Annotated in this window: 27 protein-coding genes; 11 read left to right on the top strand and 16 right to left on the bottom strand. The window is 60.3% G+C overall.

Going from position 1 to position 25,906, the window contains the following annotated elements; all coding sequences use genetic code 11:
• Positions 1-17 precede the first annotated feature (17 nt).
• Positions 18-1,166, bottom strand: coding sequence for an L-threonine dehydrogenase (yiaY, locus tag QZR14_RS13690; protein WP_250603438.1), 1,149 nt, complete (start codon positions 1,164-1,166; stop codon positions 18-20).
• Positions 1,167-1,321: 155 nt separating this feature from the next.
• Between yiaY and QZR14_RS13685 the strand changes: the two genes are divergently transcribed.
• A complete protein-coding gene (locus QZR14_RS13685) occupies positions 1,322-2,341 on the top strand; it encodes a DUF4917 family protein (RefSeq protein WP_311996857.1) in 1,020 nt (339 codons plus the stop codon).
• 97 nt (positions 2,342-2,438) lie between these two features.
• Here QZR14_RS13685 and QZR14_RS13680 read toward each other — a convergent pair whose 3' ends face one another.
• Positions 2,439-2,981, bottom strand: a complete 543-nt coding sequence (locus tag QZR14_RS13680; protein ID WP_311996856.1) for a helix-turn-helix domain-containing protein — start codon at positions 2,979-2,981, stop codon at positions 2,439-2,441.
• A gap of 106 nt (positions 2,982-3,087) precedes the next feature.
• On the opposite strand from QZR14_RS13680, the gene QZR14_RS13675 reads away from it, so the two are divergent.
• Positions 3,088-3,870, top strand: coding sequence for an aldolase (locus QZR14_RS13675; RefSeq protein ID WP_077571483.1), 783 nt, complete (start codon positions 3,088-3,090; stop codon positions 3,868-3,870).
• A gap of 22 nt (positions 3,871-3,892) precedes the next feature.
• On the top strand, positions 3,893-4,774 hold the full coding sequence (locus tag QZR14_RS13670; protein WP_311996855.1) for a dihydrodipicolinate synthase family protein: 882 nt from the start codon (positions 3,893-3,895) through the stop codon (positions 4,772-4,774).
• A gap of 140 nt (positions 4,775-4,914) precedes the next feature.
• On the opposite strand, the gene QZR14_RS13665 is transcribed toward QZR14_RS13670, so the two are convergent.
• From QZR14_RS13665 to QZR14_RS13655, 3 genes are all read right to left on the bottom strand, one after another.
• On the bottom strand, positions 4,915-5,259 hold the full coding sequence (locus QZR14_RS13665) for a YegP family protein (protein ID WP_311996854.1): 345 nt from the start codon (positions 5,257-5,259) through the stop codon (positions 4,915-4,917).
• Between the two features lie 192 nt (positions 5,260-5,451).
• The gene (locus tag QZR14_RS13660) at positions 5,452-5,757 is read right to left on the bottom strand and encodes a ribbon-helix-helix domain-containing protein (RefSeq protein WP_311996853.1); all 306 of its coding nucleotides are present in this window, start codon (positions 5,755-5,757) and stop codon (positions 5,452-5,454) included.
• Positions 5,758-5,770: 13 nt separating this feature from the next.
• Entirely contained in the window at positions 5,771-6,352 is a 582-nt protein-coding gene (locus QZR14_RS13655; RefSeq protein WP_250603421.1) for a DJ-1/PfpI family protein, read from the bottom strand.
• Positions 6,353-6,630: 278 nt separating this feature from the next.
• On the opposite strand from QZR14_RS13655, the gene QZR14_RS13650 reads away from it, so the two are divergent.
• Positions 6,631-7,521 carry a DMT family transporter gene (locus QZR14_RS13650; RefSeq protein ID WP_108225299.1) on the top strand — a complete coding sequence of 297 codons (891 nt, stop codon included), beginning with the start codon at positions 6,631-6,633 and terminating at the stop codon, positions 7,519-7,521.
• A gap of 123 nt (positions 7,522-7,644) precedes the next feature.
• On the opposite strand, the gene QZR14_RS13645 is transcribed toward QZR14_RS13650, so the two are convergent.
• From QZR14_RS13645 to QZR14_RS13630, 4 genes are all read right to left on the bottom strand, one after another.
• Complete coding sequence (locus QZR14_RS13645) at positions 7,645-8,862, bottom strand: class I SAM-dependent methyltransferase (protein ID WP_311996852.1); 1,218 nt, start codon at positions 8,860-8,862, stop codon at positions 7,645-7,647.
• Positions 8,863-9,205: 343 nt separating this feature from the next.
• Positions 9,206-9,823: a TPM domain-containing protein gene (locus QZR14_RS13640; protein WP_250603416.1), complete on the bottom strand. Its 618-nt coding sequence runs from the start codon at positions 9,821-9,823 to the stop codon at positions 9,206-9,208.
• Positions 9,824-9,856: 33 nt separating this feature from the next.
• Positions 9,857-10,618: a TPM domain-containing protein gene (locus QZR14_RS13635; protein ID WP_284676732.1), complete on the bottom strand. Its 762-nt coding sequence runs from the start codon at positions 10,616-10,618 to the stop codon at positions 9,857-9,859.
• A 13-nt stretch (positions 10,619-10,631) separates the two neighbouring features.
• Positions 10,632-11,240 carry a LemA family protein gene (locus QZR14_RS13630; RefSeq protein ID WP_250603414.1) on the bottom strand — a complete coding sequence of 203 codons (609 nt, stop codon included), beginning with the start codon at positions 11,238-11,240 and terminating at the stop codon, positions 10,632-10,634.
• 260 nt (positions 11,241-11,500) lie between these two features.
• On the opposite strand from QZR14_RS13630, the gene bglX reads away from it, so the two are divergent.
• The gene (bglX, locus tag QZR14_RS13625) at positions 11,501-13,792 is read left to right on the top strand and encodes a beta-glucosidase BglX (protein WP_311996851.1); all 2,292 of its coding nucleotides are present in this window, start codon (positions 11,501-11,503) and stop codon (positions 13,790-13,792) included.
• Between the two features lie 98 nt (positions 13,793-13,890).
• Here the strand turns inward: bglX and QZR14_RS13620 are convergent, their stop codons facing one another.
• The 5 genes from QZR14_RS13620 to QZR14_RS13600 form a co-directional block, all read right to left on the bottom strand.
• Positions 13,891-15,048: a phospholipase D-like domain-containing protein gene (locus QZR14_RS13620; RefSeq protein ID WP_311996850.1), complete on the bottom strand. Its 1,158-nt coding sequence runs from the start codon at positions 15,046-15,048 to the stop codon at positions 13,891-13,893.
• A 1-nt stretch (position 15,049) separates the two neighbouring features.
• The gene (locus QZR14_RS13615; protein ID WP_250603407.1) at positions 15,050-15,640 is read right to left on the bottom strand and encodes a YceI family protein; all 591 of its coding nucleotides are present in this window, start codon (positions 15,638-15,640) and stop codon (positions 15,050-15,052) included.
• Between the two features lie 143 nt (positions 15,641-15,783).
• Entirely contained in the window at positions 15,784-16,080 is a 297-nt protein-coding gene (locus tag QZR14_RS13610; protein WP_311996849.1) for an amidase, read from the bottom strand.
• Entirely contained in the window at positions 16,077-17,156 is a 1,080-nt protein-coding gene (locus tag QZR14_RS13605; protein WP_311996848.1) for a serine hydrolase domain-containing protein, read from the bottom strand. The genes QZR14_RS13610 and QZR14_RS13605 overlap by 4 nt, the downstream gene beginning before the upstream one ends.
• A 178-nt stretch (positions 17,157-17,334) precedes the next feature.
• Positions 17,335-18,213, bottom strand: coding sequence for an acyl-CoA dehydrogenase family protein (locus QZR14_RS13600; protein ID WP_311996847.1), 879 nt, complete (start codon positions 18,211-18,213; stop codon positions 17,335-17,337).
• Between the two features lie 153 nt (positions 18,214-18,366).
• Here QZR14_RS13600 and olsB point away from each other — a divergent pair, with 153 nt between their 5' ends.
• Together olsB and QZR14_RS13590 are read left to right on the top strand one after the other, a co-directional pair.
• Positions 18,367-19,122: an L-ornithine N(alpha)-acyltransferase gene (gene olsB, locus QZR14_RS13595; RefSeq protein WP_016982801.1), complete on the top strand. Its 756-nt coding sequence runs from the start codon at positions 18,367-18,369 to the stop codon at positions 19,120-19,122.
• Complete coding sequence (locus tag QZR14_RS13590) at positions 19,122-19,913, top strand: lysophospholipid acyltransferase family protein (protein WP_311996846.1); 792 nt, start codon at positions 19,122-19,124, stop codon at positions 19,911-19,913. Before olsB ends, QZR14_RS13590 begins: the two co-directional genes overlap by 1 nt.
• Before the next feature lie 125 nt (positions 19,914-20,038).
• Here QZR14_RS13590 and QZR14_RS13585 read toward each other — a convergent pair whose 3' ends face one another.
• On the bottom strand, positions 20,039-20,617 hold the full coding sequence (locus QZR14_RS13585) for an acyl carrier protein phosphodiesterase (RefSeq protein WP_311996845.1): 579 nt from the start codon (positions 20,615-20,617) through the stop codon (positions 20,039-20,041).
• Between the two features lie 170 nt (positions 20,618-20,787).
• Between QZR14_RS13585 and QZR14_RS13580 the strand changes: the two genes are divergently transcribed.
• The 3 genes from QZR14_RS13580 to QZR14_RS13570 are packed head-to-tail and all read left to right on the top strand — an operon-like array spanning position 20,788 to position 23,369.
• Complete coding sequence (locus QZR14_RS13580) at positions 20,788-21,090, top strand: ArsR/SmtB family transcription factor (protein ID WP_007917068.1); 303 nt, start codon at positions 20,788-20,790, stop codon at positions 21,088-21,090.
• Positions 21,091-21,124: 34 nt separating this feature from the next.
• Positions 21,125-22,291 carry an MFS transporter gene (locus tag QZR14_RS13575; RefSeq protein ID WP_311996844.1) on the top strand — a complete coding sequence of 389 codons (1,167 nt, stop codon included), beginning with the start codon at positions 21,125-21,127 and terminating at the stop codon, positions 22,289-22,291.
• Positions 22,292-22,319: 28 nt separating this feature from the next.
• Positions 22,320-23,369 (top strand): alkene reductase, encoded by a 1,050-nt coding sequence (locus QZR14_RS13570; RefSeq protein ID WP_250603391.1) that lies wholly within the window; start codon positions 22,320-22,322, stop codon positions 23,367-23,369.
• Between the two features lie 478 nt (positions 23,370-23,847).
• Here QZR14_RS13570 and emhR read toward each other — a convergent pair whose 3' ends face one another.
• Positions 23,848-24,480: an efflux system transcriptional repressor EmhR gene (emhR, locus tag QZR14_RS13565; protein WP_016982806.1), complete on the bottom strand. Its 633-nt coding sequence runs from the start codon at positions 24,478-24,480 to the stop codon at positions 23,848-23,850.
• Between the two features lie 266 nt (positions 24,481-24,746).
• On the opposite strand from emhR, the gene emhA reads away from it, so the two are divergent.
• Positions 24,747-25,904 (top strand): efflux RND transporter periplasmic adaptor subunit EmhA, encoded by a 1,158-nt coding sequence (emhA, locus tag QZR14_RS13560; protein ID WP_311996843.1) that lies wholly within the window; start codon positions 24,747-24,749, stop codon positions 25,902-25,904.
• Positions 25,905-25,906: the final 2 nt, after the last annotated feature.

Here is a 25,906-nt window from a genome sequence, read left to right as displayed (position 1 = left end):
TAACCCTGCCGCGCCCATTAAAACGCGTTGCGAAAAATCTCCTCGATTTGGCGCTGATCCGCCGCCCGAGGATTGGTCAAACCGCAGGCGTCTTTCAGCGCATTGCTGGCGAGCACCGGAATGTCACTGAGCTTGGCGCCCAATTCGCGCAAGCCACCGGGAATTTCGACATCCTTGGCCAGGCAGCGGATCGCGTTGATCGCTGCCTGTGCGCCCTCTTCGGCGCTGAATCCACGAATGTCCGCACCCATGGCGTGGGCAACATCGGTCAGCCGATCGGCGCAGACCAGCGCATTGAACGTCTGCACATGGGGCAGCAGCACGGCGTTGCACACGCCATGCGGCAAGTCGTAGAACCCGCCCAACTGATGCGCCATCGCATGCACATAACCGAGCGAGGCGTTGTTGAAAGCCATGCCGGCGAGGAACTGCGCGTAAGCCATGTTTTCCCGCGCGGCGAGATCACCGCCATCGCGCACAACCAGACGCAGGTTGTTGCTGATCAGGGTCATGGCTTTCAGCGCGCAGGCGTCGGTGATCGGGTTGGCGGCGGTCGAGACATAAGCCTCGATGGCGTGGGTCAGCGCATCCATGCCGGTGGCGGCGGTCAGGCCTTTGGGCATCGCGACCATCAGCGCCGGGTCATTGACCGAGAGCAGCGGCGTGACGTTGCGATCGACGATGGCCATTTTCACGTGGCGCGATTCGTCGGTGATGATGCAGAAGCGGGTCATCTCGCTTGCGGTGCCGGCGGTGGTATTGATGGCGATCAGCGGCAATTGCGGCTTGCTCGATTGATCGACGCCTTCGTAATCGCGAATCTGCCCGCCATTGGTCGCGCACAGGGCAATGCCTTTGGCGCAATCGTGGGGCGAGCCGCCGCCCAGCGACACGATGAAATCGCAGCGAGTCTCTTTGAGCAGCCCCAGCCCGGACTCGACGTTGGCGATGCTCGGGTTGGGTTTGGCGCCGTCGAAAATCACCGAATCGATGTCCTGCATTGCCAGTTTCTCGGCGATCATCGTGGCCACACCAGCCTTGGCCAGCCCCGCGTCAGTGACGATCAGCGCCTTGCGAAAACCGTAGTTGCGGATCGCGACCATGGCTTCGTCGAGGCAACCGTTGCCCATGATGTTTACCGCCGGAATAAAAAAGCTGCTGGTCATGCGCGCATCTCCTGACAAGGGCCGAATCGACTGCTCCGATACGGCGGATGTGCACAGCATCGACCGATCGGTCACGGCCGATGTTGATCTGGCTCAATGCCCGCTCGTGATAAAGTCGCCGCCCATCAGCCCCTTTGTTTTGAGACGCCTGCGCAATGACCGATTTTCTGGATGTCGACGCCACCCTCGAAGACTGGAACGCCTTGCGCGCCACCAGCGACTTCAACGGCCTGCTGGTGGGCAATGGCGCCAGTCGTGCGGTGTGGGACGACTTCGGCTATGACTCGCTGTTCGAAAACGCCCGAACCGTCGAGGAAAAACCGCTGAGCCCGTCGGAACTGGCGGTGTTCGACGCCATGCAAACGCGCAGCTTCGAGCAGGTCCTCGGCGCGCTGAAAACCACCAGCCGGGTCAACAAAGCGTTGGCCGTCAGCTCGGCGGCGCCGCGCAACCGCTACTACGCGATCAAGGAAGCGCTGATCAACACCGTGCACGCCGTGCACATTCCGTGGCGACTGGTGAAAGCCTCGACGCTGGCGACGCTGAATGAAGAACTGGCGCGCTATCGCACGGTGTTCACCACCAATTACGACTTGCTCAACTACTGGGCGCTGCAGCACCACAGCGAGGCCATCGACGACTTGTTCAACGGCGCAAATGCCAGCTTCGATCTGGCCGAACGTGCCACCGACAAACCGCGCTTGTTGTACCTGCACGGTGGCCTGCACCTGGTGCGCAATCAGGACGGCACCGCACGCAAACTGACCTCAACCGAAGGCACGCTGCTCGGCAGTTTCGCGATCAACAACACGATCAAGACGCTGGATGATGTGCCGCTGTTCGTCACTGAAGGGCCGAGTGCGGACAAACTCAAGACCATTCGCAGCTCGGATTATCTGTCGTTCTGTTATGACCAATTGCTGGGGCATGACGGCAGTCTGTGCATCTTCGGTCATGCCTTGGGCGAGCAGGATGCGCATATCGTGCGGGCGCTGCGTTTGGCGAAACCAAAGACTGTGGCGATCTCGATTTATCCGCGCAGTGCGGCGTTCATTCAGCATCAGAAACGGCATTACGCGAAGGTGTTCGAGGGCACGGAGGTTGAGTTGCGGTTTTTTGATGCGAAGAGCCATGCGCTGGGGAATCCGAAGCTTTCGGTACCCGTCGAGGTTTAAAGCAAGATCAAAAGATCGCAGCCTTCGGCAGCTCCTACAGGGGAACGCATTCCAACTGTAGGAGCTGCCGAAGGCTGCGATCTTTTGATTTCAAGGTTCATTCTTCGGCGCTGTGCACCACCACCAGCAACTGCGCCTGCACCTCACCCACCGAGCGGATCCGGTGCGGCTTCTGTGCATTGAAGTGCAGTGCATCACCGCGTTCCAGCAGCACCTTCTCGTTCATGAAATCCACTTCGACCTGCCCTTCGTGGACGAACAGAAACTCCTCGCCCACATGCTCCTTGAAGGTTTTGTCAGTGAACTCGCTCGGCGGGTAGATGATGAACGGCAGCAGACTGCGCTCGCTGACCTGATGAGCCAACACCGCATAACCGGGGCTCTGATCATTCGCCGCCAGTGACTGGCGCTCATGGCTGCGCACCAGGCTGTAGCTGTCGAGGCTGACGCTGTCTTCGGAGAACAACTCCTCGACTTTGACGTTCAACGCCTTCGCCAGTTTCAACGCGGCAGCAATCGACGGGGTGTTCAGCCCGCGCTCGACCTTGGACAGATAACTCTTGGTCATGCCGGATTTTTCGGCCAATGCCTCAAGGGTAACGCCAAGTTTTTTTCTCAATAGTTTCAAACGGATAGACATGCGCGGTGGTTATTCCAGCAAGGAAGCAGCGATTCGTGCTTGCCAATGACACTTTGTGTCATATAGCCTCTTTCGTGTCATTTGCTCTCACCCAAAGGACACAGACATGGCCAAGACATTAGCACTACCCAAGGACCAACTGGTCAAGCAAGCGCTGACCCAGATGCAAAAAAGCCTCGCGGATAATACGTGGACCGACCGACAAAAGCTGGCCCTGACCTGCCGGATTCTCTTCGAAAACGGCCACGACTCCGGTCTGGCCGGACAAATCACCGCCCGTGGGCCGCAACCCGGCACCTATTACACCCAGCAACTGGGCCTGGGTTTCGACGAAATCACCGCGAGCAATCTGCTGCTGGTCAACGAGGATCTGGAAGTCCTCGAAGGTCACGGCATGGCCAACCCGGCCAACCGTTTCCATAGCTGGGTGTACCGCGCCCGGCCGGACGTGAACTGCATCATTCACACCCACCCTACCCACGTCGCGGCGCTGTCGATGCTTGAAGTGCCGCTGCAGATTTCCCACATGGACTTGTGCCCGCTGTACGACGACTGTGCGTTTCTCGAGGGCTGGCCGGGGGTGCCGGTGGGCAACGAAGAAGGTGAGTTGATTGCCGGAGCGCTGGGCGACAAACGCGCAATTGTGCTTTCGCACCACGGTCAGCTGTCGACCGGCACGACGATTGAGGAGGCGTGTGTCATCGCCCAACTGATCGAGCGTGCGGCAAAACTGCAACTGCTGGCGATGGCGGCCGGTACGATCAAGCCGATCATTCCCGAGCTTGGCCGCGAGGCACACGACTGGATCGCCAAGCCGAAACGCCACGCCGCTGCCTTCAACTATTACGCCCGGCAGAACCTGCGCCAACACGCCGATTGCCTGAACTGAACCCTGTTACGGAGAGATTCCCATGTCCACTATTCACGGCATCATCGGCTACACCATCACCCCGTTCGACGCCAATGGCGAAGGGCTGGATCTGCCAGCGCTCGGGCAATCGATCGATCGCCTGATCGACAGCGGCGTCCACGCGATTGCGCCGCTGGGCAGCACCGGCGAAGGCGCTTACCTGAGCGATGCGGAGTGGGATGAGGTTGCCGAGTTCAGCATCAAGCACGTCGCCAAACGGGTGCCGACCATCGTCAGCGTGTCTGACCTGACCACCGCCAAAGCCGTACGCCGCGCACGTTTCGCCGAAGGCCACGGTGCCGATGTGGTGATGGTGCTGCCAGCTTCGTACTGGAAGCTCACTGAGGCAGAAATTCTTGCCCACTACCGCGCCATCGGCGAGCGCATCGGCGTGCCGATCATGCTCTACAACAACCCGGCCACCAGCGGCACTGACATGTCCGTTGACTTGATTTTGCGCATCTTCAACGGCGTGGAGAACGTGACCATGGTCAAGGAGAGCACTGGCGATATTCAGCGCATGCACAAACTGCAACTGCTCGGCGAAGGTCAGGTGCCGTTCTACAACGGCTGCAATCCGCTGGCACTGGAAGCATTTGCGGCCGGGGCGAAAGGCTGGTGCACGGCGGCGCCCAATTTGATTCCACAACTGAATCTGGACTTGTACGAGGCCGCCATGGCCGGTGATCTGGATCGCGCGCGGGATCTGTTTTACCGCCAATTGCCGCTGCTGGATTTCATCCTCAAGGGTGGCTTGCCCGCGACGATCAAGGCAGGTTTGCGTCAGACCGGGCTTGAAGTGGGCGATCCACGCTTGCCGGTGTTTCCGTTGAGTGAGGCGGGTCAAACGCAGCTGCAGACAATCCTCAAGACCCTGCGCTGATCTCAAGCAATACGCAAAACCCTGTGGGAGCTTGGCTTGCCAGCGATGGCGGCGTACCAGTCTACATCCATGCTGAATGAAATGGCCTCATCGCTGGCAAGCCAGCTCCCACAGGAATGATGCTGGATTTGAAAGTGAGGTCAGAGGACAGGCAAGGTCTTGTCCTTGATCACTTTGCTCGTTCCGTTCGCCTTCACACTGGCAATGCCTTTATCGCACGCCGCCTCCGAGGAATAGGATTCGCTGCTGCCGATGACCTGATGATTGGCGGCTTTCAGGTTGAAGTACGGATGGCCGTCCTTCGTCGACTTCTTCTCGTAGCGTTCCTCCAGCGGGCTATTGGTTTGCACCGCCGCGATGCCGCCGTCAGCCGCTGCGCGAGTGGTGTACAGCTCGCTGGTCAGAATCGTTTCGGCATTCGCCGCTTTCAGCACGAACCTGAACTGGCCGTTGCTGCTTTTACTGATTTCGTACCATCCGGACATGCTCGTTGCTCCTTGGCGATTGAGAGATTTCGCGCAAATGAGTAAAGACCAGCTGCAGCCTTCTGTCGCCTGGACCGGCCCCATCGCTGGCAAGCCAGCTCCCACAGGAATCTTCTGTGTGCTCACTCACTGAGCCGCACCGCTAAACCTGTGGGAGCTGGCTTGCCAGCGATTGGGGCAACTCGGTCCAGGCTATTTCAGCGCAGTGCGCACCACCGACAATTCTGCGACAGCCCCGCGCCGCTGAGTCAGATAACGCGTACAACTCACCCGCAGGAATGAGGCAAAATTCACCACCTCCCCGCGATAATCCATCACCTCTTCATACAGCCTGGCGATCAGTTGGTTGGTGGTCATGCCGTCGACCTCGGCGATTTCGCTGAGGATGTCCCAGAACTGATTCTCCAGGCGCAGCGTCGTCACCACGCCGCAGATGCGCAGCGAACGCGAGCGCGACTCATAGAGAATCGGGTCAGCCTTGACGTAGAGCTCGCACATCGGCGATTCCTCGTTACAGGGTGATTTTGGTGCCGAGCAAACCGAGGAAACCGGCCAGCCAGTTCGGATGCGCCGGCCAGGCCGGGGCAGTGGCCAGATTGCCTTGAACGTGGCCGTCCGTCACCGGGATATCGATGTACGTACCGCCCGCCAGGCGCACTTCCGGCGCGCAGGCCGGATAGGCGCTGCATTCGCGCCCCTCAAGCACACCCGCCGCCGCGAGCAATTGCGCGCCGTGGCAGACCGCGGCAATCGGCTTGCCGGCCTTGTCGAAGGCGCGCACCAGTTCGAGGACTTTTTCGTTCAGGCGCAGGTATTCCGGCGCACGTCCGCCGGGGATCAGCAGCGCGTCGTAATCGGCCTCGCTCGCCTTGGCGAAGTCGAAGTTGAGGGCGAACAGGTGACCGGGCTTTTCGCTGTAGGTCTGATCGCCTTCAAAGTCATGGATCGCGGTGCGCACGGTTTTGCCGGCAGCCTTGTCCGGGCAAACGGCGTGGACGGTGTGGCCGACCATTTGCAGGGCCTGGAACGGCACCATCACTTCATAATCTTCGACGTAATCGCCGACCAGCATCAGAATCTTTTTCGCGGCCATGGGGAGGACTCCTCTGGGAATTGCCTGGGAGTGTTCAAGGTAGACCTTATCCAGCGGCTCGGGTAACAACCGGCTACTACCTGAGAACGTGTCATCGTTCTTCGCGAGCAGGCTCGCTCCCACAGGAAGAATGCATTCCAAATGTGGGAGCGAGCCTGCTCGCGAAGAGGCCCTCAAACTGTACGCCTAAGTCCGTGCCTAGCTGTAACACCCCGAAATTCGCGGATTATGGCTAGATGAGGACACCTTCCAATTCCCTACGATTCTGGTCTCCCCTCATGTCCTCGCGCGAAAACACCGGCATGGCCCTCGGCCTGCTCGGCGTGGTGATTTTCAGCCTTACCCTGCCCTTCACCCGCATCGTGGTGCAGGAACTGCATCCGCTGCTCAACGGTTTGGGGCGCGCGTTGTTCGCGGCGATTCCGGCGGCGTTGCTGCTGTTGTGGCGGCGCGAAAAGTGGCCAACCTGGCAGCAGGTCAAAGGCCTGAGCCTGGTGATTGCCGGGGTGATTCTGGGTTTTCCGGTGTTGTCGGCGTGGGCCATGCAAACCTTGCCGGCGTCCCACGGTGCGCTGGTCAACGGCCTGCAACCGTTGTGCGTGGCGTTGTATGCCGCGTGGTTGTCCCACGAGCGCCCGTCAAAAGCCTTCTGGGCCTGTGCGGCGTTGGGCAGTGCCTTGGTGCTCGGTTATGCCTTGTATACCGGGGCCGGCAGCATTCAGGCGGGTGATTTGCTGATGCTCGGTGCGATTGCGGTCGGTGGACTGGGTTACGCCGAGGGCGGCCGCTTGGCCAAGGAGATGGGCGGCTGGCAGGTGATCTGCTGGGCGCTGGTGCTGTCGACGCCGCTGTTGATCGGGCCGGTGCTGTATCTGGCCCTGCAACATCAGGGCGCGGTCTCAGCCAAGACCTGGTGGGCGTTTGGTTATGTCGCGTTGTTCTCGCAGTTTCTCGGCTTCTTCGCCTGGTACGCCGGGCTGGCCATGGGTGGCATCGCCCGGGTCAGTCAGATCCAGTTGCTGCAGATTTTCTTCACCATCGCGTTTTCGGCGCTGTTCTTTGGTGAACATGTCGAGCCGATCACTTGGGTGTTTGCCTGCGGTGTCATCGCAACGGTCATGCTCGGCCGCAAAACCGCCGTGCGCCCTGCCCAACCTGCCACAGCCTGAACACATTCCCTTGTAGGAGCTGCCGCAGGCTGCGATCTTTTGATCTTGTTTTTAAGGTCAAAATCAAAAGATCGCAGCCTTCGGCAGCTCCTACAGGTTTTGCATTCCAAGCTCAGTTCAGGGTCAGGTCAGGTAACCGTCGGCGCGCAGCAGGGTTTCCAGGCAGTGTTCGCTGATGTTGTAGAAGGCCTTCAACTCTTCGATCTTCACTAACAACTGCGCCGGGTTCACCGGCTCGGCGCGTTTCACCGCGAGAATCATCTTGTTCTTGTTGGTGTGTTCCAGCGAGATGAACTCGAACACCTTGGTCTCGTAACCACAGGCCTCAAGGAACAACGCACGCAGACTGTCGGTGACCATTTCCGCCTGCTGGCCCAGGTGCAAACCGTATTGCAGCATCGGCTTGAGCAACGCCGGGCTCTGGATCTGCAGGCGGATCTGTTTGTGGCAGCACGGCGAGCACATGATGATCGACGCGCCCGAGCGGATGCCGGTGTGGATCGCGTAATCGGTGGCGATGTCGCAGGCATGCAGGGCGATCATCACGTCCAGCTCGCTCGGCGCGACGCTGCGCACATCACCGCACTTGAACACCAGCCCCGGATGATCGAGCTTCGCCGCCGCGGCGTTGCACAGGTTGACCATCTCTTCGCGCAGCTCGACGCCGGTGACCTCGCCCTCAGCCTTGAGCGTGTTGCGCAAGTAATCGTGAATCGCGAACGTCAGGTAACCCTTGCCCGAACCGAAATCCGCCACGCGCACCGGTTTGTCCAGCGCCAGCGGCGACGAGGTCAGCGCATGGCTGAACACTTCGATGAACTTGTTGATCTGCTTCCACTTTCGCGACATCGCCGGGATCAGCTCATGTTGCGCGTTGGTCACACCGAGGTCCTTGAGGAATGGCCGGCTCAGCTCAAGGAAGCGGTTTTTCTCGCGGTTATGCTCAGCGGACGGCGCCTCGCGCAATTGCTGAGGTTTGCTCTTGAACAGTGAAGACTTGTCCTTTTTGCTGTATTCCAGCTGCGCTTCGTCGGTCAGCGCGAGCAAATGCGCATTTTTGAACGAGGCCGGCAACAGCCCGGCAATCGCCGCCACACCTTCAACCAACGGCAGGTTTTTGGTGATATCGCGGGTCTTGTAGCGATAGACGAACGACAGGTTCGGCTGCGCTTTGACGGTCACCGGTTTGATGATGACCCGCTGCAGATCCGCCTCTTCACCAACGTACTTGGCCAACACCAGTTTGATGAAGCCGTTCTGTTCGAGGCTGGTTTGCAGCAACTCGATGAACTGGGCGTGGTGATCGGGCGCAGGCTTGGTGGCAGGAGCAGTAACGGACATGGAAAAGCGGCCTCGGACGGGCGAAATCGGGAATGGCAGGTATTTTAGGGGGGATGGGGGTTGGGGACACGCTCTTATTTACCCAACGGTTGTTAAGAGCACCCTCACCCTAGCCCTCTCCCAGAGGTAGAGGGGACTGACCGAGGTGTTTTCACGAGTTACACCGACCTGAAATACCGAGCCGATCTCAGGTATCAGAAGCGATAAATTCAACGGTATCCGTTAATCCATAATCGACTCGGTCTTTCAGGTCGATGTCGAGCGCAAGACACCTCGGTCGACCCCCTCTCCCTCTGGGAGAGGGCTGGGGTGAGGGTTTGGATCCAAAACAGGAGAAAGTACTTCAGCCCAACACCACCAACCGATTCGGCAACTCATTCCTCACCTGCGTCACCGGCACATGCACTTTCAGCAACTCCCCACACGCCTCGATACACGTCACAAACCCTTCCAGCGTGCGCCCCTGCCTGACCTGCTCGGTAAACGCCGCCACAATCGAATCCCAGGTTTTATTGTCCAGCCGCTTGGAAATCCCTTCATCCACCAGAATCTCCACATAGCGTTCAGCCTCGCAGACAAAAATCAGCATGCCGGTACCGCCCACCGTGTGATGCAGGTTCTGTTCGAGAAACTGCCGCCGCGCCAGGTTCGAGGCGCGCCAGTGCCGTACATGGCGCGGGATCAGGTGCGAGGTGACTTTGGGCAAGCGAAACAGCAGGCACAAAACGACAAATGCGCCCCACTGCACCAGCAGCAGACTGCGCAGGGTCAGCCACCCGGTCAGGTAGTGCACGACGCCGGGCACCACCAGCGCCAACAGGCTGGCCCACAACAGCGGGATATACGCGTAGTCATCGGCGCGCGCAGCGAGCACCGTCACCAGTTCGGCGTCGGTGTCGCGCTCGACCCGGGCAATCGCCTCGGCGACTTTGCGTTGTTCGTGTTCGGTCAGTAGTGCCATGTTGAAAAGTGCCTGCTCATTGTTCTTTTAATGTCACCAGCCGCCGGACGAACCACCGCCGCCGAAACTGCCCCCGCCGCCGCTGAAGCCTCCACCTCCACCTCCACCGCCGCCGCCAAAACCGCCACCACCGCCAAAGCCGCCCCCTCCTCCGGAGCCACCCCGGCCGGCAGGCAGGATACCGAGCATCTGGCAGACAAACACCGTCAGGATGAACAACATCACCAAAAACACGAATAACCCGGGATGTCGCGAAATGAAATCATCGGACGGATCGCCGCTCGATTCATACACCGTCGACGGCTCATCGAGCGGATTGCCGCCCAGCACCACCAGCATCGCCGCTACGCCGTCACTGATGCCTTTGCTGAAGTTGCCACTCTTGAACGCGGGCGTGATGACTTGATGAATGATCACTGACGTCTGCGCGTCGGTCAGCCGATCCTCCAGGCCATAACCGACTTCGATGCGCAGTTTGCGCTCGTCACGGGCGACGATCAGCAGCGCGCCGTTGTTCTTGTCCTTTTGCCCTATGGCCCAGTGCCGCCCGAGCTGAACGCCGAAGTCCTCAATGGTCGTGCCTTGCAGATCCGGCACGGTAACCACGACCAACTGCTCGCCGGTCGCCTGTTCGTGGGCCTGCAACTGCTGGCTCAGTTGCGCACGCACCGACGGCTCGAGCATCTGCGCTTCGTCCACCACCCGCCCGCTCAGCGCCGGGAACGTCAACTCGGCCCGGGCGCTGACGGCGAACAGCCACAGCATCAGCACCAGGCCCATTTTCAACACGCGCATGGACAACCTCGAATCAGAATTTCACTTCCGGGGCCTTTTCCGCGCCGGGCGTGGTGGCTTCGAAGGTTTCGCGGATCGGCAGGTCGCTGTACATCACGCTGTGCCAGAGGCGACCGGGAAAGGTGCGGATCTCGGTGTTGTACTTCTGCACCGCCAGAATGAAATCGCGGCGCGCCACGGCAATGCGGTTTTCCGTGCCTTCCAGCTGCGATTGCAGGGCGAGGAAGTTCTGGTTGGCTTTCAGATCCGGATAGCGCTCGGAGACCACCATCAAGCGGCTCAAGGCGCCGGTCAGTTGATCCTGCGCCTGCTGGAACTGCTTGAGCTTCTCGGGATTGTCGAGGGTGCTGGCGTCAACCTGAATCGACGTCGCTTTCGCCCGCGCTTCAATCACTGCTGTGAGGGTTGCCTCTTCATGCTTGGCGTACCCCTTCACCGTTTCCACCAGATTGGGGATCAGGTCAGCGCGGCGCTGGTACTGGTTCTGCACCTGGCCCCACGCAGCTTTGGCCTGTTCGTCGAGGGTCGGGATATTGTTGATGCCGCACGCGGTCAGCAGGGTGGCCAGCACCAACAACGTGGCAACCTGCAAACGTGAGCGATAGGTTGGACTTGCATTCATCGCAGTGATGCTCCTTGGCACATATCATTATAAAAACCGAGCGCGAAACATTCTCAGCGGGCTCTTGGGGCATAATCGGCCGCGTCGCTGGATTACGACGGGGCAATGGGCTAAAAAGTGCCCTGCGTGATCATGCTGCCAAGTGTTGGCTGCCGTTTTGGCTCTGGTTCTTTGAGCCTGTACCCGAACAACAATAGTCGCTCCCTAAATTTTGGCTGGCCGGCGTTGCATTGCCGCTTGGGCCCTTGAGAAAACTATTCATGAAGAAGCTGTGTTTGCTGGGTCTGTTCGTCAGCCTGGCCAGTCATCAAGTATTGGCCGCCACGACCCCGGTACCCCTGGAAAACAAGGACGCGTTCATCAGCGACCTGATGAAGCAAATGACCCTCGACGAGAAGATCGGCCAGTTGCGCCTGATCAGCATCGGCCCGGAAATGCCCCGTGAGCTGATCCGCAAGGAAATCGCCGCCGGCAACATCGGCGGCACGTTCAACTCGATCACCCGCGCGGAAAACCGACCGATGCAGGACGCTGCCATGCGCAGCCGCCTGAAGATTCCGATGTTTTTTGCGTACGACGTGATCCACGGTCACCGTACGATTTTCCCGATTCCACTGGCCCTCGCCTCGAGCTGGGACATGGACGCCATCGGCCAGTCCGGGCGCGTGGCCGCCAAGGAAGCTGCCGCCGACAGCCTCGACATCACCTTCGCGCCGATGGTCGACATTTCTCGCGACCCGCGCTGGGGCCGCAGCTCCGAAGGCTTCGGTGAAGACACCTACCTGACCTCGCGCATTGCCGGCGTCATGGTCCGCGCCTATCAGGGCGCCACACCGAGCGCAGCCGACAGCATCATGGCCAGCGTCAAGCACTTCGCCCTGTACGGCGCGGTCGAGGGCGGTCGCGACTACAACACCGTCGACATGAGCCCGGTGAAGATGTACCAGGACTACCTGCCACCGTACCGCGCCGCGATTGATGCCGGTGCTGGCGGTGTGATGGTCGCGCTGAACTCGATCAACGGCATCCCGGCCACGGCCAACACCTGGCTGATGAATGATCTGTTGCGCAAGGACTGGGGCTTCAAAGGCCTGGCGGTCAGTGACCACGGCGCGATCTTCGAACTGATCAAACACGGCGTCGCCCGCGACGGTCGTGAAGCGGCGAAGCTGGCGATCAAGGCCGGTATCGACATGAGCATGAACGACACCCTGTACGGCAAAGAGCTGCCGGGGCTGCTCAAGTCCGGCGAGATCGAACAGAAAGACATCGACAACGCCGTGCGTGAAGTGCTCGCGGCCAAGTACGACATGGGCCTGTTCAAAGACCCGTACCTGCGCATCGGCAAGGCTGAAGATGATCCGGCCGACACCTACGCCGAGAGCCGTCTGCACCGCGCCGAGGCCCGTGAAGTGGCGCGTCGCAGCCTCGTTCTGCTGAAGAACCAGAACGAAACCCTGCCGCTGAAGAAAGACGCGAAAGTCGCGCTGGTCGGTCCGCTGGCCAAAGCGCCGATCGACATGATGGGCAGCTGGGCCGCCGCCGGGCGTCCGGCGCAGTCGGTAACGCTGTTCGACGGCATGAGCTCGGTGATCGGCGACAAGGCGAACCTGATCTACGCCCGGGGCGCCAACATCACCAGCGACAAGAAGGTGCTCGACTACCTGAACTTCCTCAACTTCGATGCGCCGGAAGTGGTCGACGACCCGCGCCCGGCCAACGTGCTGATCGAAGAAGCGGTGAAAGCCGCCAAGGATGCTGACGTGATCGTCGCGGCAGTCGGCGAATCCCGTGGCATGTCTCACGAGTCTTCCAGCCGCACCGACCTGAACATCCCGGAAACCCAGCGCGAGCTGATCCGTGCGCTGAAAGCCACCGGCAAACCGCTGGTGCTGGTGCTGATGAACGGCCGCCCACTGACGATTCTCGAAGAGAACCAGTCGGCTGACGCGATTCTGGAAACCTGGTTCAGCGGTACCGAGGGCGGCAACGCCATCGCTGACGTGCTGTTCGGCGACTACAACCCCTCGGGCAAACTGCCGGTGACCTTCCCGCGCTCCGTGGGCCAGATCCCGACCTACTACAACCACCTGAGCATTGGCCGGCCGTTCACGCCGGGCAAACCGGGCAACTACACCTCGCAGTATTTCGATGACACCACGGGCCCGCTGTTCCCGTTCGGTTATGGCCTGAGCTACACGCAATTCGCCCTGAGCGACATGGCGCTGTCATCGACCACCCTGAACGCCACCGGCAAACTCGACGCCAGCGTGATGGTGAAGAACACCGGCAAGCGCGACGGCGAAACCGTGGTGCAGTTGTACATCCAGGACGTCACCGGCTCGATGATCCGCCCGGTGAAAGAACTGAAGAACTTCCAGAAAATCATGCTCAAGGCCGGCGAACAGAAAGTCGTGCACTTCACCATCAGCGAGGATGACCTGAAGTTCTACAACGCCCAGCTCAAATACGCCGCCGAGCCTGGCAAGTTCAACGTGCAGATCGGCCTGGACTCCCAAGACGTGACGCAGCAGAGCTTCGAGTTGCTGTAACCGCTAAAAGCAAAAGATCGCAGCCTTCGGCAACTCCTACATTGGGATGTCGTACACCCTGTAGGAGCTGCCGCAGGCTGCGATCTTTTGATCTCGCTCTACCCGCGGCGGTCGAGAATGTTGACGACCAAGCGATCCACCCAGCCCCACACCCGCTGCTTCACCCGCCGCCACAACGGTCGGCGCTGCCACTCTTCCAGACTCACCTGCTGACTCAGCCCGAAGTCCTTCAAAAAACTCGCCTGCACCGCTGCCGTCAACGACGGGTCCAGTGCCTCCAGATTCGCCTCAAGATTGAAACGCAGGTTCCAGTGATCGAAGTTGCACGAACCGATGCTCACCCAATCGTCCACCAGCACCATTTTCAAATGCAGAAAGCACGGCTGGTATTCGAAGATCTTCACGCCAGCCTTGAGCAGTCGCGGGTAATAACGATGCCCGGCGTAACGCACTGACGGATGATCGGTGCGCGGCCCGGTCAGCAGTAGCCGCACATCCACCCCGCGTACAGCAGCCTTGCGCAGGGAACGGCGGATTTTCCACGTCGGCAGGAAGTACGGCGTGGCCATCCAGATGCGTTTTTGCCCGCTGTTCAAGGCACGGAACAGCGATTGCAGAATGTCGCGATGCTGGCGGGCGTCGGCATACGCCACGCGGCCCATGCCCTCGCCCTTGTCCGGCACCCGTGGCAAACGCGGCAGACCGAAATGCGCAGCCGGGCGCCAGGCGCGGCGATAACGGTTGGCAATCCATTGGCGATCAAACAGCAATTGCCAATCGATCACCAGCGGGCCGCTGATCTCGACCATCACTTCGTGCCATTCGCTGGTGTCGTGGCCCGGCGTCCAGAACTCGTCGGTGACTCCGGTGCCACCGACCACTGCCAGACGCTGATCGACCAGCAGCAACTTGCGGTGATCGCGATAAAAGTTGCCGACCCAACGCCGCCAGTGCAGGCGATTGTAAAAACGCAGTTCGACCCCGGCATGGGTCAGACGCTGACGCAGGTTGAGCGTAAAGGCAAGGCTGCCGTAATCATCGAACAGGCACCGTACGCGCACGCCACGCTCGGCGGCCAGCACCAGCGCTTGCACAATGGTTTCGGCACAGGCGCCGGCCTCGACCAGATACAACTCGAGTTCGATCTGCTCCTGCGCGCCGGCAATCTGCTCGAGCATGCGCGGGAAGAATTGCGGGCCGTCGATCAACAGTTCGAAGCGGTTGCCATCGCGCCACGGAAACACCGCGCCGCGCATGTCAGCGCGCCGTGAAAATCAGCACCGCACCCACCGGCACCGACAGACTGATGGCCGACAGGTCAGCGAGTTTGCGCAGGCTTTCCAGCCCCGGCACGAGATCGAAATCCTCGGCGTTGATCACCAGCGGTTCTAGCGTGACCACTTGAAAACGTCGGTCATCAAGACGCGTCGCCAGCAGCTCAGCGGGGTACTCGTGCTGCTTGCCGTGCAGCTTGACGGTCAGCGGCAGGCGCAATTCCAGCTGCGCACCGGGGGCCAGATCGTTGATCGGACGCAGGTCGATCTGGGTAGTGATGGTTGCTTCGGGGAATTGCTCGATCTGGAACAGCTCCTTGCGCATGCGCTCATCACGCAGCGGGATGCCGCTGTTGATCGAATCCAGCTCGACTTCGACTTCGGCGCGACCGTTGGGGTCGACCTTGCCGTGCAACACCAGAAAGCGCTGCACCTCGGAAATATGGGTGTTTTTCGTGCTGACAAACGACAGCCGCGACGACTCGCCGTCCAGATACCAATTGGCGTGCGCCGGCATCGCGACGGTGGCGAGCAGCAGGCTGGACAGGGTTGCACAGAGAGAGCGGTTGAACATTGAACACTCGTGGGGCCGATAAACCTGCACGAACCTTAACCGCCCCCAAAGTTATTGCAACATCAAGATCAAAAGATCGCAGCCTTCGGCAGCTCCTACAGGGTGGACCCGATCATGTAGGAGCTGCCGAAGGCTGCGATCTTTTAAGGCTGTAAACGACAACCTTGGCGTTCGCTCAACCACTGGGCGCGGTTGCTGCGGCCCATGCCGCTGACGGTGATGGTTTTGCTGGCGCTGTCATCGGTGAATGCGCTGGTCGGCAGCCACTGTTTTACGTAGCCACGGCAGTATTGCGCGTCGTTATTCATCACATAGCGGCACGAACAGTATTCCTTGGCGGTGTACGCACTGATGATGTCGGGGAAGGCCCACAGGTTTTCGCGCTCGTAGCCGACCCAGCCGAGCAGCAGGACAAGCAGTAACAACCAGAAGCGCTTCATGGCTGCACCGCCTTCAGCACGCGCTGAAGCAATTCGTTGTGGCGATAGCTACCGTCGCGGTCATCGGCATAGCGCACGATCACCAGCTTCTCGCTGGGAATCACGTACAGCGCCTGGCCCCAGTGGCCGAGGGCGGCGAAGGTGTCCGGCGGTGCGTCGGGCCACGGTGACGCGGCGCCATCGGCCGGACGATTGAGCCACCAGTGGCCGCCGGGCACAGCTTCGTCCTGATGGGCCTTGTAACCGGCGAAGGGAGTGCGGTTGAACGCCAACCAGTCCTTGGGCAATAACTGCCGATCCTGCCAGCGCCCGTCACGGGCCATCAGCAGCCCGACCCGCGCCAGATCCCGCGCCGTCAGGTAAGCGTACGACGACGCGACAAGAGTGCCAGCGGCATCGGTTTCCCACACGGCGTGGCGGATGCCCAGCGGCTCGAACAACGCCGTCCACGGATAATCCGGATAACGCTGCGGGCCGACGATAGTTTTCAACGCCGCCGCGAGCAGGTTGCTGTCGCCGCTGGAATAACGGAAGACCTGCCCCGGTGCGGCGTAGGCGTCGTGATCGGCAGTGAACGCGGCCATGTCGCGATGGCCACGGGTGTAAAGCATTGCCACCACCGAGGATTTCAGTGGCGCGTATTCGTAGTCTTCCTGCCAGTCGATGCCCGAGGCCCAGTGCAGCAGGTCGGCGATTTTGATCGCCGGGTGCTGTTCCAGCGGCGGGTAAAACTGCACGGCCGGATCGTCGAGTTTGAACAGACCTTCGCCGTACGCCACGCCGAAAACGGTGGCCATCAGGCTTTTGCTGATCGACCAGGTCAGGTGCGGGGTATGTTCGGTGGTCGGGCCGGCGTAGCGTTCGTAGATGATCTGGCCATCGCGGACGATCAACAGCGCGTCGGTGCGGATGCCTTTGCGGGTGGTGTCATCGCGGGGTGGGAAGGCGTAACGCTCCAAGGCCTCAACGGCCGGGCCGGTGATCTTCGGGCCGGTTGGCCATTGTTCGCCGGGCCATGGTTCGGCTTGAACGGTAAAGCAGATCAGCAGCAGAAACAGCGACAGGCCTTTGAACATGGTGAGGGCTCTTGGGGGAACCTGCTGAGACTAGTCGGAGTTCATGACACATTTGAGTTTTGCTATCCATAAGATCGCCATCGCTGGCAAGCCAGCTCCCACAAGGTTCTTTAGTGAATACAAATTTTGTGATCACCTGTGAAACCTGTGGGAGCTGGCTTGCCAGCGATGGGGCCAGTCAGGACACCACCAGAGCCTTGGCCAAGCGCTTGGCCCGAGCCCCCGCCGCCAACTGCATCACGCTTTGATCGCGCTGCCACATCTGCGCCCACTCTGCCGGACCGTCAGCCAACGCCTGACTCACCTCCCCCTCCAGCGCCTCAAACTGCGCAAACAAGCCACCCAGCAACACATGCCCGGCCGGATTGTTCGGCGGCTGCCGACTCGCCTCCGCGCACCCGGCCAACAGCGCCAGCAAGCGCAATTGCAGCGCCTGCGGCCAGTCACTGTCCTGGCCGACGCCATATAGCCACGCGGTCATCGCGCTCAGCACGTAGACATCTTCCAGCGTGCGAAACGGTTTGACGTAAGCGTCCCAACCATCGCCCGCGAGCAATTCGCACAACGCGCCATCCAGTTGCAGGCGGCCATGACTGATGTCCGGCATCAACGGCAGCGCCGGCAGTTTTTCCACGGTCACGCCGGGTTCGCCGGGATACACCACGGCCAGACTCAGACGCGGCGTTTCACCGGGGTCCTCACTGCGTGCAGCGATCAACAGCCAGTCTGCCGCATCGCCGGCGGTGACGAAATCCTTGCGTCCATGCAGACGCAAATCGCTAAGCCGTGTCTGCATGTCCGCCGGGCGCAGACTGCGCTGTTCGGTCGCGCACAACGCACCAAGGCTCAGCGGTGCGCTCGGCCACAGCATGCGCAAGGCCGCCTGATAACCGACCAGAAACGCCAGCCCCGGCGTCGCCATCCGCCGCCCGCCCGCGACCGCCAGTTCGAACGGGGTGACGTTGCCCAGTTGCTGCAACAACGTCGAAAAACCCTCGGCCAGGTCAGCAACGGCGGGCAATCGTTCACGGCGGTGCAGCAGATCTGGCCAGGGCATAAGCGGCTCCTTGTGGGCTGTCATATAAGCATCACCGAACGTTCATGGCGATGACACCGGGGCTACATAGCCTGACTTTGCACAACACGGCTGCATAAAGAAAGTCGATCGGCTGCAACCCACGACGGGTTAAAGGCCCGTACGGAGATTCACATGACTCAGATCGCCCGCATCAGCGACACCGGCAATGAACGCCGCCTGCAAGCCGAACGCCTGATCGGCGCCGAGGCCTTGCAGCAAGCCCAGGCCTTGCGCTTCAACGTCTTCAGCGGCGAGTTCAACGCCAAACTGAAAGGCGCGGAACTGGGTCTGGACATGGATGATTATGATGTTCACTGCAGCCATATCGGCGTGCGTGACTTGAACACCGGCCGTCTGGTCGCGACCACCCGCCTGCTCGATCACACCGCCGCCAGCAGCCTCGGCAAGTTCTACAGCGAAGAAGAATTCAGCCTGCACGGGCTCGCTCATCTGCAAGGCCCGATCCTCGAAATCGGCCGCACCTGCGTCGACCCGGCGTACCGCAACGGCGGCACCATTGCGGTGTTGTGGGGCGAATTGGCCGAAGTGTTGAATCAGGGCGGTTACAGCTACTTGATGGGTTGCGCGAGCATTCCGATGCAGGACGGCGGTATCCAGGCCCACGCGATCATGCAGCGCCTGCGCGAACGTTATCTGTGCACCGAAAACCTGCGCGCCGAGCCGAAAAATCCGCTGCCGACGCTGGATATCCCTTCCAACGTGATTGCGGAAATGCCGCCGCTGCTCAAGGCTTATATGCGCCTGGGCGCGAAAATCTGTGGCGAGCCGTGCTGGGACGAAGACTTCCAGGTTGCCGACGTGTTTATCCTGCTCAAGCGCGACGAACTCTGCCCGCGCTACGCCAAGCACTTCAAGGCGGCCGTGTGATGAGCCGGTTGCGCGTGTACGCGCGAATCGCGCGAGTGTTGTTGGTGGTGGCACTGGGTTTGACCATGGCCAGCGTCTTTGGCATGTTTGAACGGATTGGCCTGGCGCATTCGATGGAGCGGCGCCAGCGCTGGTCGCGCTTCTTTATGGCGCGCCTGAGCAATGCCCTGCCCTTTCGCGTGACCGTGCACGGCGAGTTGCCGAAACAGCCGATGCTGTGGGTCAGCAATCATGTGTCGTGGACCGATATTCCGCTGCTCGGCATGCTGACGCCGCTGTCGTTTCTGTCCAAAGCCGAAGTGCGCACCTGGCCGGTGGCCGGTTGGCTCGCGGCGAAGGCTGGCAGCCTGTTCATCCGTCGCGGTTCGGGCGACAGCCAGTTGATCCGCAAACAGATGACCCGTCACCTGCAAACCGACCATGCGCTGTTGATGTTCCCCGAGGGCACCACCACCGATGGCCGCTCGCTGCGTACCTTTCATGGACGCTTGCTGGCAGCGGCGATTGATTCCGAGGTGATGCTGCAACCGGTGGCAATCCGTTATCTGCGTGACGGTGAAATCGACGCACTGGCGCCGTTCATTGGGGATGACGATCTGCTGTCGCACCTGATGCGCCTGTTCAGCAATGATTGCGGCGATGTCGAAGTGCACCTGCTCAAGCCGCTTGCCTGTCAGGGTCGTGAACGTGCGGCGCTGGCGTTTGAAGCGCAGCAGGCGGTGCAGAAGGCGTTGTTTGGTGCGATTCCGGAAACCCGACAATCGCCAATGCGCCCGGCAATCGCTGCCTGATATACAAATCCTGAAATCACCCTGAGACCCTGTGGGAGCTGGCTTGCCAGCGATAGCGGCAGACCAGTCGACATATAAGTTGGATGTGTCGACGCCATCGCTGGCAAGCCAGCTCCCACAGGGATTCAGGTTGTCTGAGAGAGTTGAGAAAAGTCCTGGAGCTGCGGGTAGAACAAGCGGAAGTCATCGCTCAACGGCTCATACAACCGCCGCAATTCCTGCATCGCCCCCGCCAGCTCTTCCGGCCGACTCAATCGCCGCGAGATGCCGCGCAACACTTGCTCCAGCACTTCGAATTCCTGATACGAGCCCAACCAGTCGTTGGCGACCATGTGCGGGGCGATCTTCGCCAGCCGTTCGGGCAATTGCGGTTCACCGGACAGCACCCGATACACATCGGCGGTGAAGTGCTCCAGCGGCTGATTGGCATACAGCGTCCAGTCCCGCGCCAGGCAATGATCGAAAAACACGTCGAGCACGATCCCGGCATAGCGCCGGCGCGTGTCGGAAAATCGGCCGAGGGCGATGTCCACCAGCGGATGGCGGTCAGTGAACACGTCAATCCGTCGATGCAGTTGAATGGCCGCCTCCACCTCCGGCGCAAACTGCCCTTGCAGCCGACCTTTGACGAAATCGCCATACAGACTGCCAAGCAGTTGCCCGGGGCGCTGGCCTCCGAGGTGTAAATGTGCGAGATAGTTCATGGGCGCAGCTTAGCACTGCGACCCATAAGCCATACACCCACGTATCGTTATAACGCGATATACCAATTTATGCTGACGTCAGATCAAAATCATATTGGTGTATCGCGATCTAACGATTTATATTTCGCCACATCGCGATATAGCGTTGTACACATTGTGAGCACCCTGCCATGAACCTCGACCTCGACGAAATAATAAAAGCCCTGGCGCACCCGGTACGGCGAGACATCCTCAACTGGCTGAAAGACCCGAAGAACGAATTTCCGGAACAGTTGCACAACCATGAGTACGGCATCTGCGCCGGGCAGATCGATCAACGCTGCGGCCTGTCACAGTCGACCGTTTCGGCACACCTCGCAACGTTGCAACGCGCCGGCCTGATCAGCAGCCAGAAGGCCGGTCAATGGCACTTTTTCAAACGTAACGAGGACGTCATCCAGGCGTTCCTCAGTACCCTCAGTAAAGAGCTCTGACCCTTAACGTCAGCCAGCCGACAAGGAAACCTGCATGCCCCTCTCGCTCCTCATACTCGCCTTGAGCGCTTTCGCCATCGGCACCACCGAGTTCGTCATCATGGGCCTGCTGCCCGATGTGGCGGCTGACCTCGGTGTGTCGATCCCCGGCGCCGGCTGGCTGGTGACCGGTTACGCCCTGGGCGTGGCGATCGGTGCGCCGTTCATGGCAATGGCCACGGCCAGACTGCCGCGCAAGGCAGCCCTGGTGGCGTTGATGGGCATCTTTATTGTCGGCAACCTGCTCTGCGCCATTGCCAGTGACTACAACGTGCTGATGTTCGCCCGAGTGATCACGGCGCTGTGCCATGGTGCGTTTTTCGGCATCGGTTCTGTCGTCGCGGCGAATCTGGTGCCGGCCAACAAGCGTGCGTCGGCGGTGGCTTTGATGTTCACCGGCTTGACCCTGGCCAACGTCCTCGGTGTGCCGCTGGGCACTGCGCTGGGTCAGCAATACGGCTGGCGCTCGACCTTCTGGGCGGTGACCGTCATCGGTGTGATTGCCCTGATCGGCCTGATCCGTTTCCTGCCGGCCAAGCGTGACGAAGAGAAACTCGACATGCGCGCCGAACTCGCCGCCCTCAAAGGTGCGGGGATCTGGCTATCGCTGAGCATGACCGCGCTGTTCGCCGCGTCCGTATTCACCCTGTTCACCTACGTCGCCCCGCTGCTCGGCGAAGTCACCGGTGTGTCGCCGCGTGGCGTGACCTGGACGCTGATGCTGATCGGCCTGGGCCTGACCGTCGGCAACATCATCGGCGGCAAACTCGCCGACAAAGGCATGGCCGCCACGTTGATTGGCGTGTTCATCGCCATGGCCGTGGTCTCCACCGTGCTGACCTGGACCAGCGTTGCGCTGATCCCGACTGAAATCACCCTGTTCCTCTGGGCCACCGCGTGTTTCGCCGCCGTACCGGCGCTGCAAGTCAACGTGGTGACCTTCGGCAAAGCGGCACCGAACCTGGTCTCGACCCTGAACATCGGCGCGTTCAACGTCGGCAATGCCCTCGGCGCCTGGGTTGGCGGCAGCGTTATCGCTCACGGCTACGGCCTGACCCGTGTACCACTGGCAGCCGCCGCGCTGGCAGTGCTCGCTCTGCTGGTGACCCTGATTACTTTTCGTCAGAACGGCAATGCCGATCTGGCCCCGGCAACCAACTGATTAACTTTTACTTACGAGGGTTGTAGACATGGCAACTATTTTTGATCCGATCAAACTCGGCGACATCGAGCTGGCCAACCGCATCATCATGGCCCCGCTGACCCGCTGCCGCGCCGACGAAGGCCGCGTACCGAACGCGCTGATGGCTGAATACTACGTACAGCGCGCGTCCGCTGGCCTGATCCTCAGCGAAGCCACTTCGGTAACGCCAATGGGCGTCGGCTACCCAGACACCCCGGGCATCTGGTCCAACGATCAAGTGCGCGGCTGGGCCAACGTGACCAAAGCGATTCACGCTGCCGGCGGCAAGATTTTCCTGCAACTGTGGCACGTGGGCCGTATCTCTCACGAGTCGTACCTCAACGGTGAAGCGCCGGTGGCACCGAGCGCGATCCAGCCTAAAGGTCACGTCAGCCTGGTGCGCCCACTGGCCGACTACCCAACCCCGCGTGCCCTGGAAACCGCTGAAATCGCCGACATCGTCGATGCTTACCGCACCGGTGCCGAGAACGCCAAAGCCGCCGGTTTCGACGGCGTGGAAATCCACGGTGCCAACGGTTACCTGCTCGACCAGTTCCTGCAAAGCAGCACCAACCAGCGCACTGACAACTACGGTGGCTCGCTGGAAAACCGTGCGCGTCTGCTGCTGGAAGTGACTGACGCCGCGATCGAAGTCTGGGGCGCCGGCCGTGTCGGTGTGCACCTGGCACCGCGCGCCGATTCCCACGACATGGGCGATGACAACCTGGCAGAAACCTTCACCTACGTCGCACGTGAACTGGGCAAGCGCGGTATCGCGTTCATCTGCTCCCGTGAGAAAGAAGGCGCCGACAGCCTCGGCCCACAACTGAAAGAAGCCTTCGGTGGCCCGTACATCGCCAACGAAAAATTCACCAAGGAAAGCGCCAACGAGTGGCTGGCCAGCGGCAAGGCTGACGCCGTGGCGTTTGGCGTACCGTTCATCGCCAACCCGGATCTGCCGGCTCGTTTGAAGGCGGATGCGCCGTTGAATGAGGCGCGTCCGGAGTTGTTTTACGCTAAAGGGCCGGTGGGTTATATCGACTATCCGACGCTTTAAGGCATCACGCAGAAACGCAAAAGCCCCCGACTTGTGAGAGTCGGGGGCTTTTTTTGTGCTCGCTTGAGATTGATTGCGCGGCTGAGTACGTAGCCCCTCACCCCAGCCCTCTCCCGAGGGAGAGGGAGCCGATCGGGGAATGTTCAAAACCTGAGTTCGACTGGATATTTCAGGTCGGCGTATCTCGAAAGAACACCTCGGTCAGTCCCCTCTCCCTCTGGTAGAGGGAGCCGATCGGGGAATGTTTGAAACCAGAGTTCGACTGGATTTTCACGTCGGTGTAACTCGAAAGAACATCTCGGTCAGTCCCCTCTCCCTCTGGGAGAGGGCTGGGGTGAGGGCAAGCGGCCAACACTTGTTCACACAGACGACACAAATTCCCTACAAAATGCGTAGCTCGCTACGTTTAAACTCCCCGCCGCGAACGGGTATAAAAGCAGGTCAATTGACATAGGCTGTGCCAATTACGCATTTTGTTTCATTTGCGCAGGCTGGGGCTCAGGCGCAGCATATCCAACCCTGTATCGACCCAACGTTCGGCCTCGGCATGCAGCTCAAAGCTGTCCGGCGCCAGCAGCCAACCATACAGAAGGCCATCGATATAGCTGTGAATACTGATGGCCGCACGGGCGGTGTCGAGATCTTCCGGCAACTGTCCGCGATTGACCGCATTACGCAACGTCAGAGCGATGCGCTCGTTGCAATCGAGGCTGACGTCCCGGCGCTGTTGGCGCAAATCGCACATTTCATCGGTGAACTCGCACTTATGAAACAGAATTTCGTTGATACGCCGGGTTTTCGGGTCCAGTGCAACTTGATGAAACAAATGAATCAGCAGTTGGCGCATGCAGCCCAACGGATCGAGTTCATCTTCACTTTCGCTGGCCCTGGCCAATTCATCCAGCGGCTCACGCAGCGAATCCAGCATGGCCTGTACCAGATCAGCCTTGTTACTGAAATGCCAGTAAATAGCACCGCGCGTGACCCCGGCCATTGTTGCGATATCGGCCAGCGTCGTACGAGCGACGCCCCTTTCATAAAAGGCTTTCTCCGCCGCTTCCAGAATCTGGCTACGGGTTTCTTGAGCTTCCTCTTTGGTACGACGGACCATGACAGTAAAACCTCAAACAGGATGTTTCAGGGATGGCTGAATATCCGCTGAATAAAGAGGGGGCGATCTCTCACGGATCAGCTCCCCGGCCTACAATTTCAAACCTTGCAACGACTTTTGTAACGGGTTGGGTACGCGGCAAAGGTATTTACAAACAACCATGAACGTAAGTATATTCCTTAGCAAGCTACTTATCCACCCGGCACCCTTTTTTTACCCTTCCACACTTCTTGTGCGCTTTTTGCGCGCCTGACCCGAGGATCTTCATGCAATTCAAGCCAGCTGTTACCGCTCTGGTCACTGCCGTCGCCCTGGCATCGCTGCTCAGCGGATGTAAAAAGGAAGAAGCGGCCCCGGCCGCTCCACCGCCTCAGGTCGGCGTCGTCACCCTGCAACCACAAGCCTTTACCCTCACTTCCGAACTGCCGGGCCGCACCAGTGCGTTCCGCATCGCCGAAGTGCGACCACAGGTCAATGGCATCATTCTCAAGCGTCTGTTCAAGGAAGGCGGCGATGTCAAAGCCGGCCAGCAGCTGTATCAGATCGATCCGTCGGTCTATGAAGCGACCCTGAAAAGCGCCGAAGCCAACCTGCGTTCGACCAAGTCGATCTCTGACCGCTACAAGCAACTGGTCGACGAGCAGGCCGTGAGCCGTCAGGAATACGACACTGCTGTGGCCAACCGCATGGAATCGGAAGCTTCGTTGCAGAGCGCGCAGATCAACGTGCGTTACACCAAGGTCTACGCGCCGATCTCCGGGCGTATCGGCCGTTCTTCAGTGACCGAAGGTGCACTGGTCAGCAATGGCCAGACCGACGCCATGGCCGTGATCCAGCAGCTGGATCCGATCTACGTCGACGTTACGCAGTCGTCGGTTGAACTGCTTGAACTGCGCCGTGAGCTGGAAAGCGGTCGCCTGCAAAAAGCCGGCGATAACGCCGCTGCGGTCAAGCTGACCCTGGAAGACGGCAGCCAGTACAAGCTCGACGGTAAGCTGGAATTCTCCGAAGTGTCGGTCGATCAGACCACCGGTTCGGTGACCCTGCGTGCCGTGTTCCCGAACCCGGATCACACCCTGTTGCCAGGCATGTTCGTCCACGCGCAGCTGCAGGCCGGTGTCAACAGCGCCGCGATCCTCGCGCCACAGCAAGGCGTGACCCGTGACCTCAAAGGCACGCCGACCGCGCTGGTCGTTGGCGCCGATAACAAGGTCGAACTGCGTCAGCTCAAGGCCAGCCGCACCGTGGGCAGCCAGTGGCTGATCGAAGACGGCCTGAAGGCTGGCGATCGTCTGATCACCGAAGGTCTGCAGTACGTCAAACCAGGTGTTGAAGTCAAAGCCACTGAAGCGACCAACGTTCACGCAAAGAACCCGGCCCCCGCACAGGCAGCTGACAAAGCCGCCGGCGGCAAAGGGGAGTAACC

Source organism: Pseudomonas sp. rhizo66 (assembly GCF_031931925.1).
Taxonomy (GTDB): domain Bacteria; phylum Pseudomonadota; class Gammaproteobacteria; order Pseudomonadales; family Pseudomonadaceae; genus Aquipseudomonas.
The sequence above is the reverse complement of the archived record's forward strand: the minus strand, read 5'-3'. Positions and strand labels throughout refer to the sequence as shown.

What these genes read in the sequence shown, in the direction of transcription:
- yiaY (WP_250603438.1), bottom strand. Translation starts at nt 1,166, where the DNA reads ATGACCAGCAGCTTTTTTATTCCGGCGGTAAACATCATGGGCAACGGT.
- QZR14_RS13685 (WP_311996857.1), top strand. Translation starts at nt 1,322, where the DNA reads ATGACCGATTTTCTGGATGTCGACGCCACCCTCGAAGACTGGAACGCC.
- QZR14_RS13680 (WP_311996856.1), bottom strand. Translation starts at nt 2,981, where the DNA reads ATGTCTATCCGTTTGAAACTATTGAGAAAAAAACTTGGCGTTACCCTT.
- QZR14_RS13675 (WP_077571483.1), top strand. Translation starts at nt 3,088, where the DNA reads ATGGCCAAGACATTAGCACTACCCAAGGACCAACTGGTCAAGCAAGCG.
- QZR14_RS13670 (WP_311996855.1), top strand. Translation starts at nt 3,893, where the DNA reads ATGTCCACTATTCACGGCATCATCGGCTACACCATCACCCCGTTCGAC.
- QZR14_RS13665 (WP_311996854.1), bottom strand. Translation starts at nt 5,259, where the DNA reads ATGTCCGGATGGTACGAAATCAGTAAAAGCAGCAACGGCCAGTTCAGG.
- QZR14_RS13660 (WP_311996853.1), bottom strand. Translation starts at nt 5,757, where the DNA reads ATGTGCGAGCTCTACGTCAAGGCTGACCCGATTCTCTATGAGTCGCGC.
- QZR14_RS13655 (WP_250603421.1), bottom strand. Translation starts at nt 6,352, where the DNA reads ATGGCCGCGAAAAAGATTCTGATGCTGGTCGGCGATTACGTCGAAGAT.
- QZR14_RS13650 (WP_108225299.1), top strand. Translation starts at nt 6,631, where the DNA reads ATGTCCTCGCGCGAAAACACCGGCATGGCCCTCGGCCTGCTCGGCGTG.
- QZR14_RS13645 (WP_311996852.1), bottom strand. Translation starts at nt 8,862, where the DNA reads ATGTCCGTTACTGCTCCTGCCACCAAGCCTGCGCCCGATCACCACGCC.
- QZR14_RS13640 (WP_250603416.1), bottom strand. Translation starts at nt 9,823, where the DNA reads ATGGCACTACTGACCGAACACGAACAACGCAAAGTCGCCGAGGCGATT.
- QZR14_RS13635 (WP_284676732.1), bottom strand. Translation starts at nt 10,618, where the DNA reads ATGCGCGTGTTGAAAATGGGCCTGGTGCTGATGCTGTGGCTGTTCGCC.
- QZR14_RS13630 (WP_250603414.1), bottom strand. Translation starts at nt 11,240, where the DNA reads ATGAATGCAAGTCCAACCTATCGCTCACGTTTGCAGGTTGCCACGTTG.
- bglX (WP_311996851.1), top strand. Translation starts at nt 11,501, where the DNA reads ATGAAGAAGCTGTGTTTGCTGGGTCTGTTCGTCAGCCTGGCCAGTCAT.
- QZR14_RS13620 (WP_311996850.1), bottom strand. Translation starts at nt 15,048, where the DNA reads ATGCGCGGCGCGGTGTTTCCGTGGCGCGATGGCAACCGCTTCGAACTG.
- QZR14_RS13615 (WP_250603407.1), bottom strand. Translation starts at nt 15,640, where the DNA reads ATGTTCAACCGCTCTCTCTGTGCAACCCTGTCCAGCCTGCTGCTCGCC.
- QZR14_RS13610 (WP_311996849.1), bottom strand. Translation starts at nt 16,080, where the DNA reads ATGAAGCGCTTCTGGTTGTTACTGCTTGTCCTGCTGCTCGGCTGGGTC.
- QZR14_RS13605 (WP_311996848.1), bottom strand. Translation starts at nt 17,156, where the DNA reads ATGTTCAAAGGCCTGTCGCTGTTTCTGCTGCTGATCTGCTTTACCGTT.
- QZR14_RS13600 (WP_311996847.1), bottom strand. Translation starts at nt 18,213, where the DNA reads ATGCCCTGGCCAGATCTGCTGCACCGCCGTGAACGATTGCCCGCCGTT.
- olsB (WP_016982801.1), top strand. Translation starts at nt 18,367, where the DNA reads ATGACTCAGATCGCCCGCATCAGCGACACCGGCAATGAACGCCGCCTG.
- QZR14_RS13590 (WP_311996846.1), top strand. Translation starts at nt 19,122, where the DNA reads ATGAGCCGGTTGCGCGTGTACGCGCGAATCGCGCGAGTGTTGTTGGTG.
- QZR14_RS13585 (WP_311996845.1), bottom strand. Translation starts at nt 20,617, where the DNA reads ATGAACTATCTCGCACATTTACACCTCGGAGGCCAGCGCCCCGGGCAA.
- QZR14_RS13580 (WP_007917068.1), top strand. Translation starts at nt 20,788, where the DNA reads ATGAACCTCGACCTCGACGAAATAATAAAAGCCCTGGCGCACCCGGTA.
- QZR14_RS13575 (WP_311996844.1), top strand. Translation starts at nt 21,125, where the DNA reads ATGCCCCTCTCGCTCCTCATACTCGCCTTGAGCGCTTTCGCCATCGGC.
- QZR14_RS13570 (WP_250603391.1), top strand. Translation starts at nt 22,320, where the DNA reads ATGGCAACTATTTTTGATCCGATCAAACTCGGCGACATCGAGCTGGCC.
- emhR (WP_016982806.1), bottom strand. Translation starts at nt 24,480, where the DNA reads ATGGTCCGTCGTACCAAAGAGGAAGCTCAAGAAACCCGTAGCCAGATT.
- emhA (WP_311996843.1), top strand. Translation starts at nt 24,747, where the DNA reads ATGCAATTCAAGCCAGCTGTTACCGCTCTGGTCACTGCCGTCGCCCTG.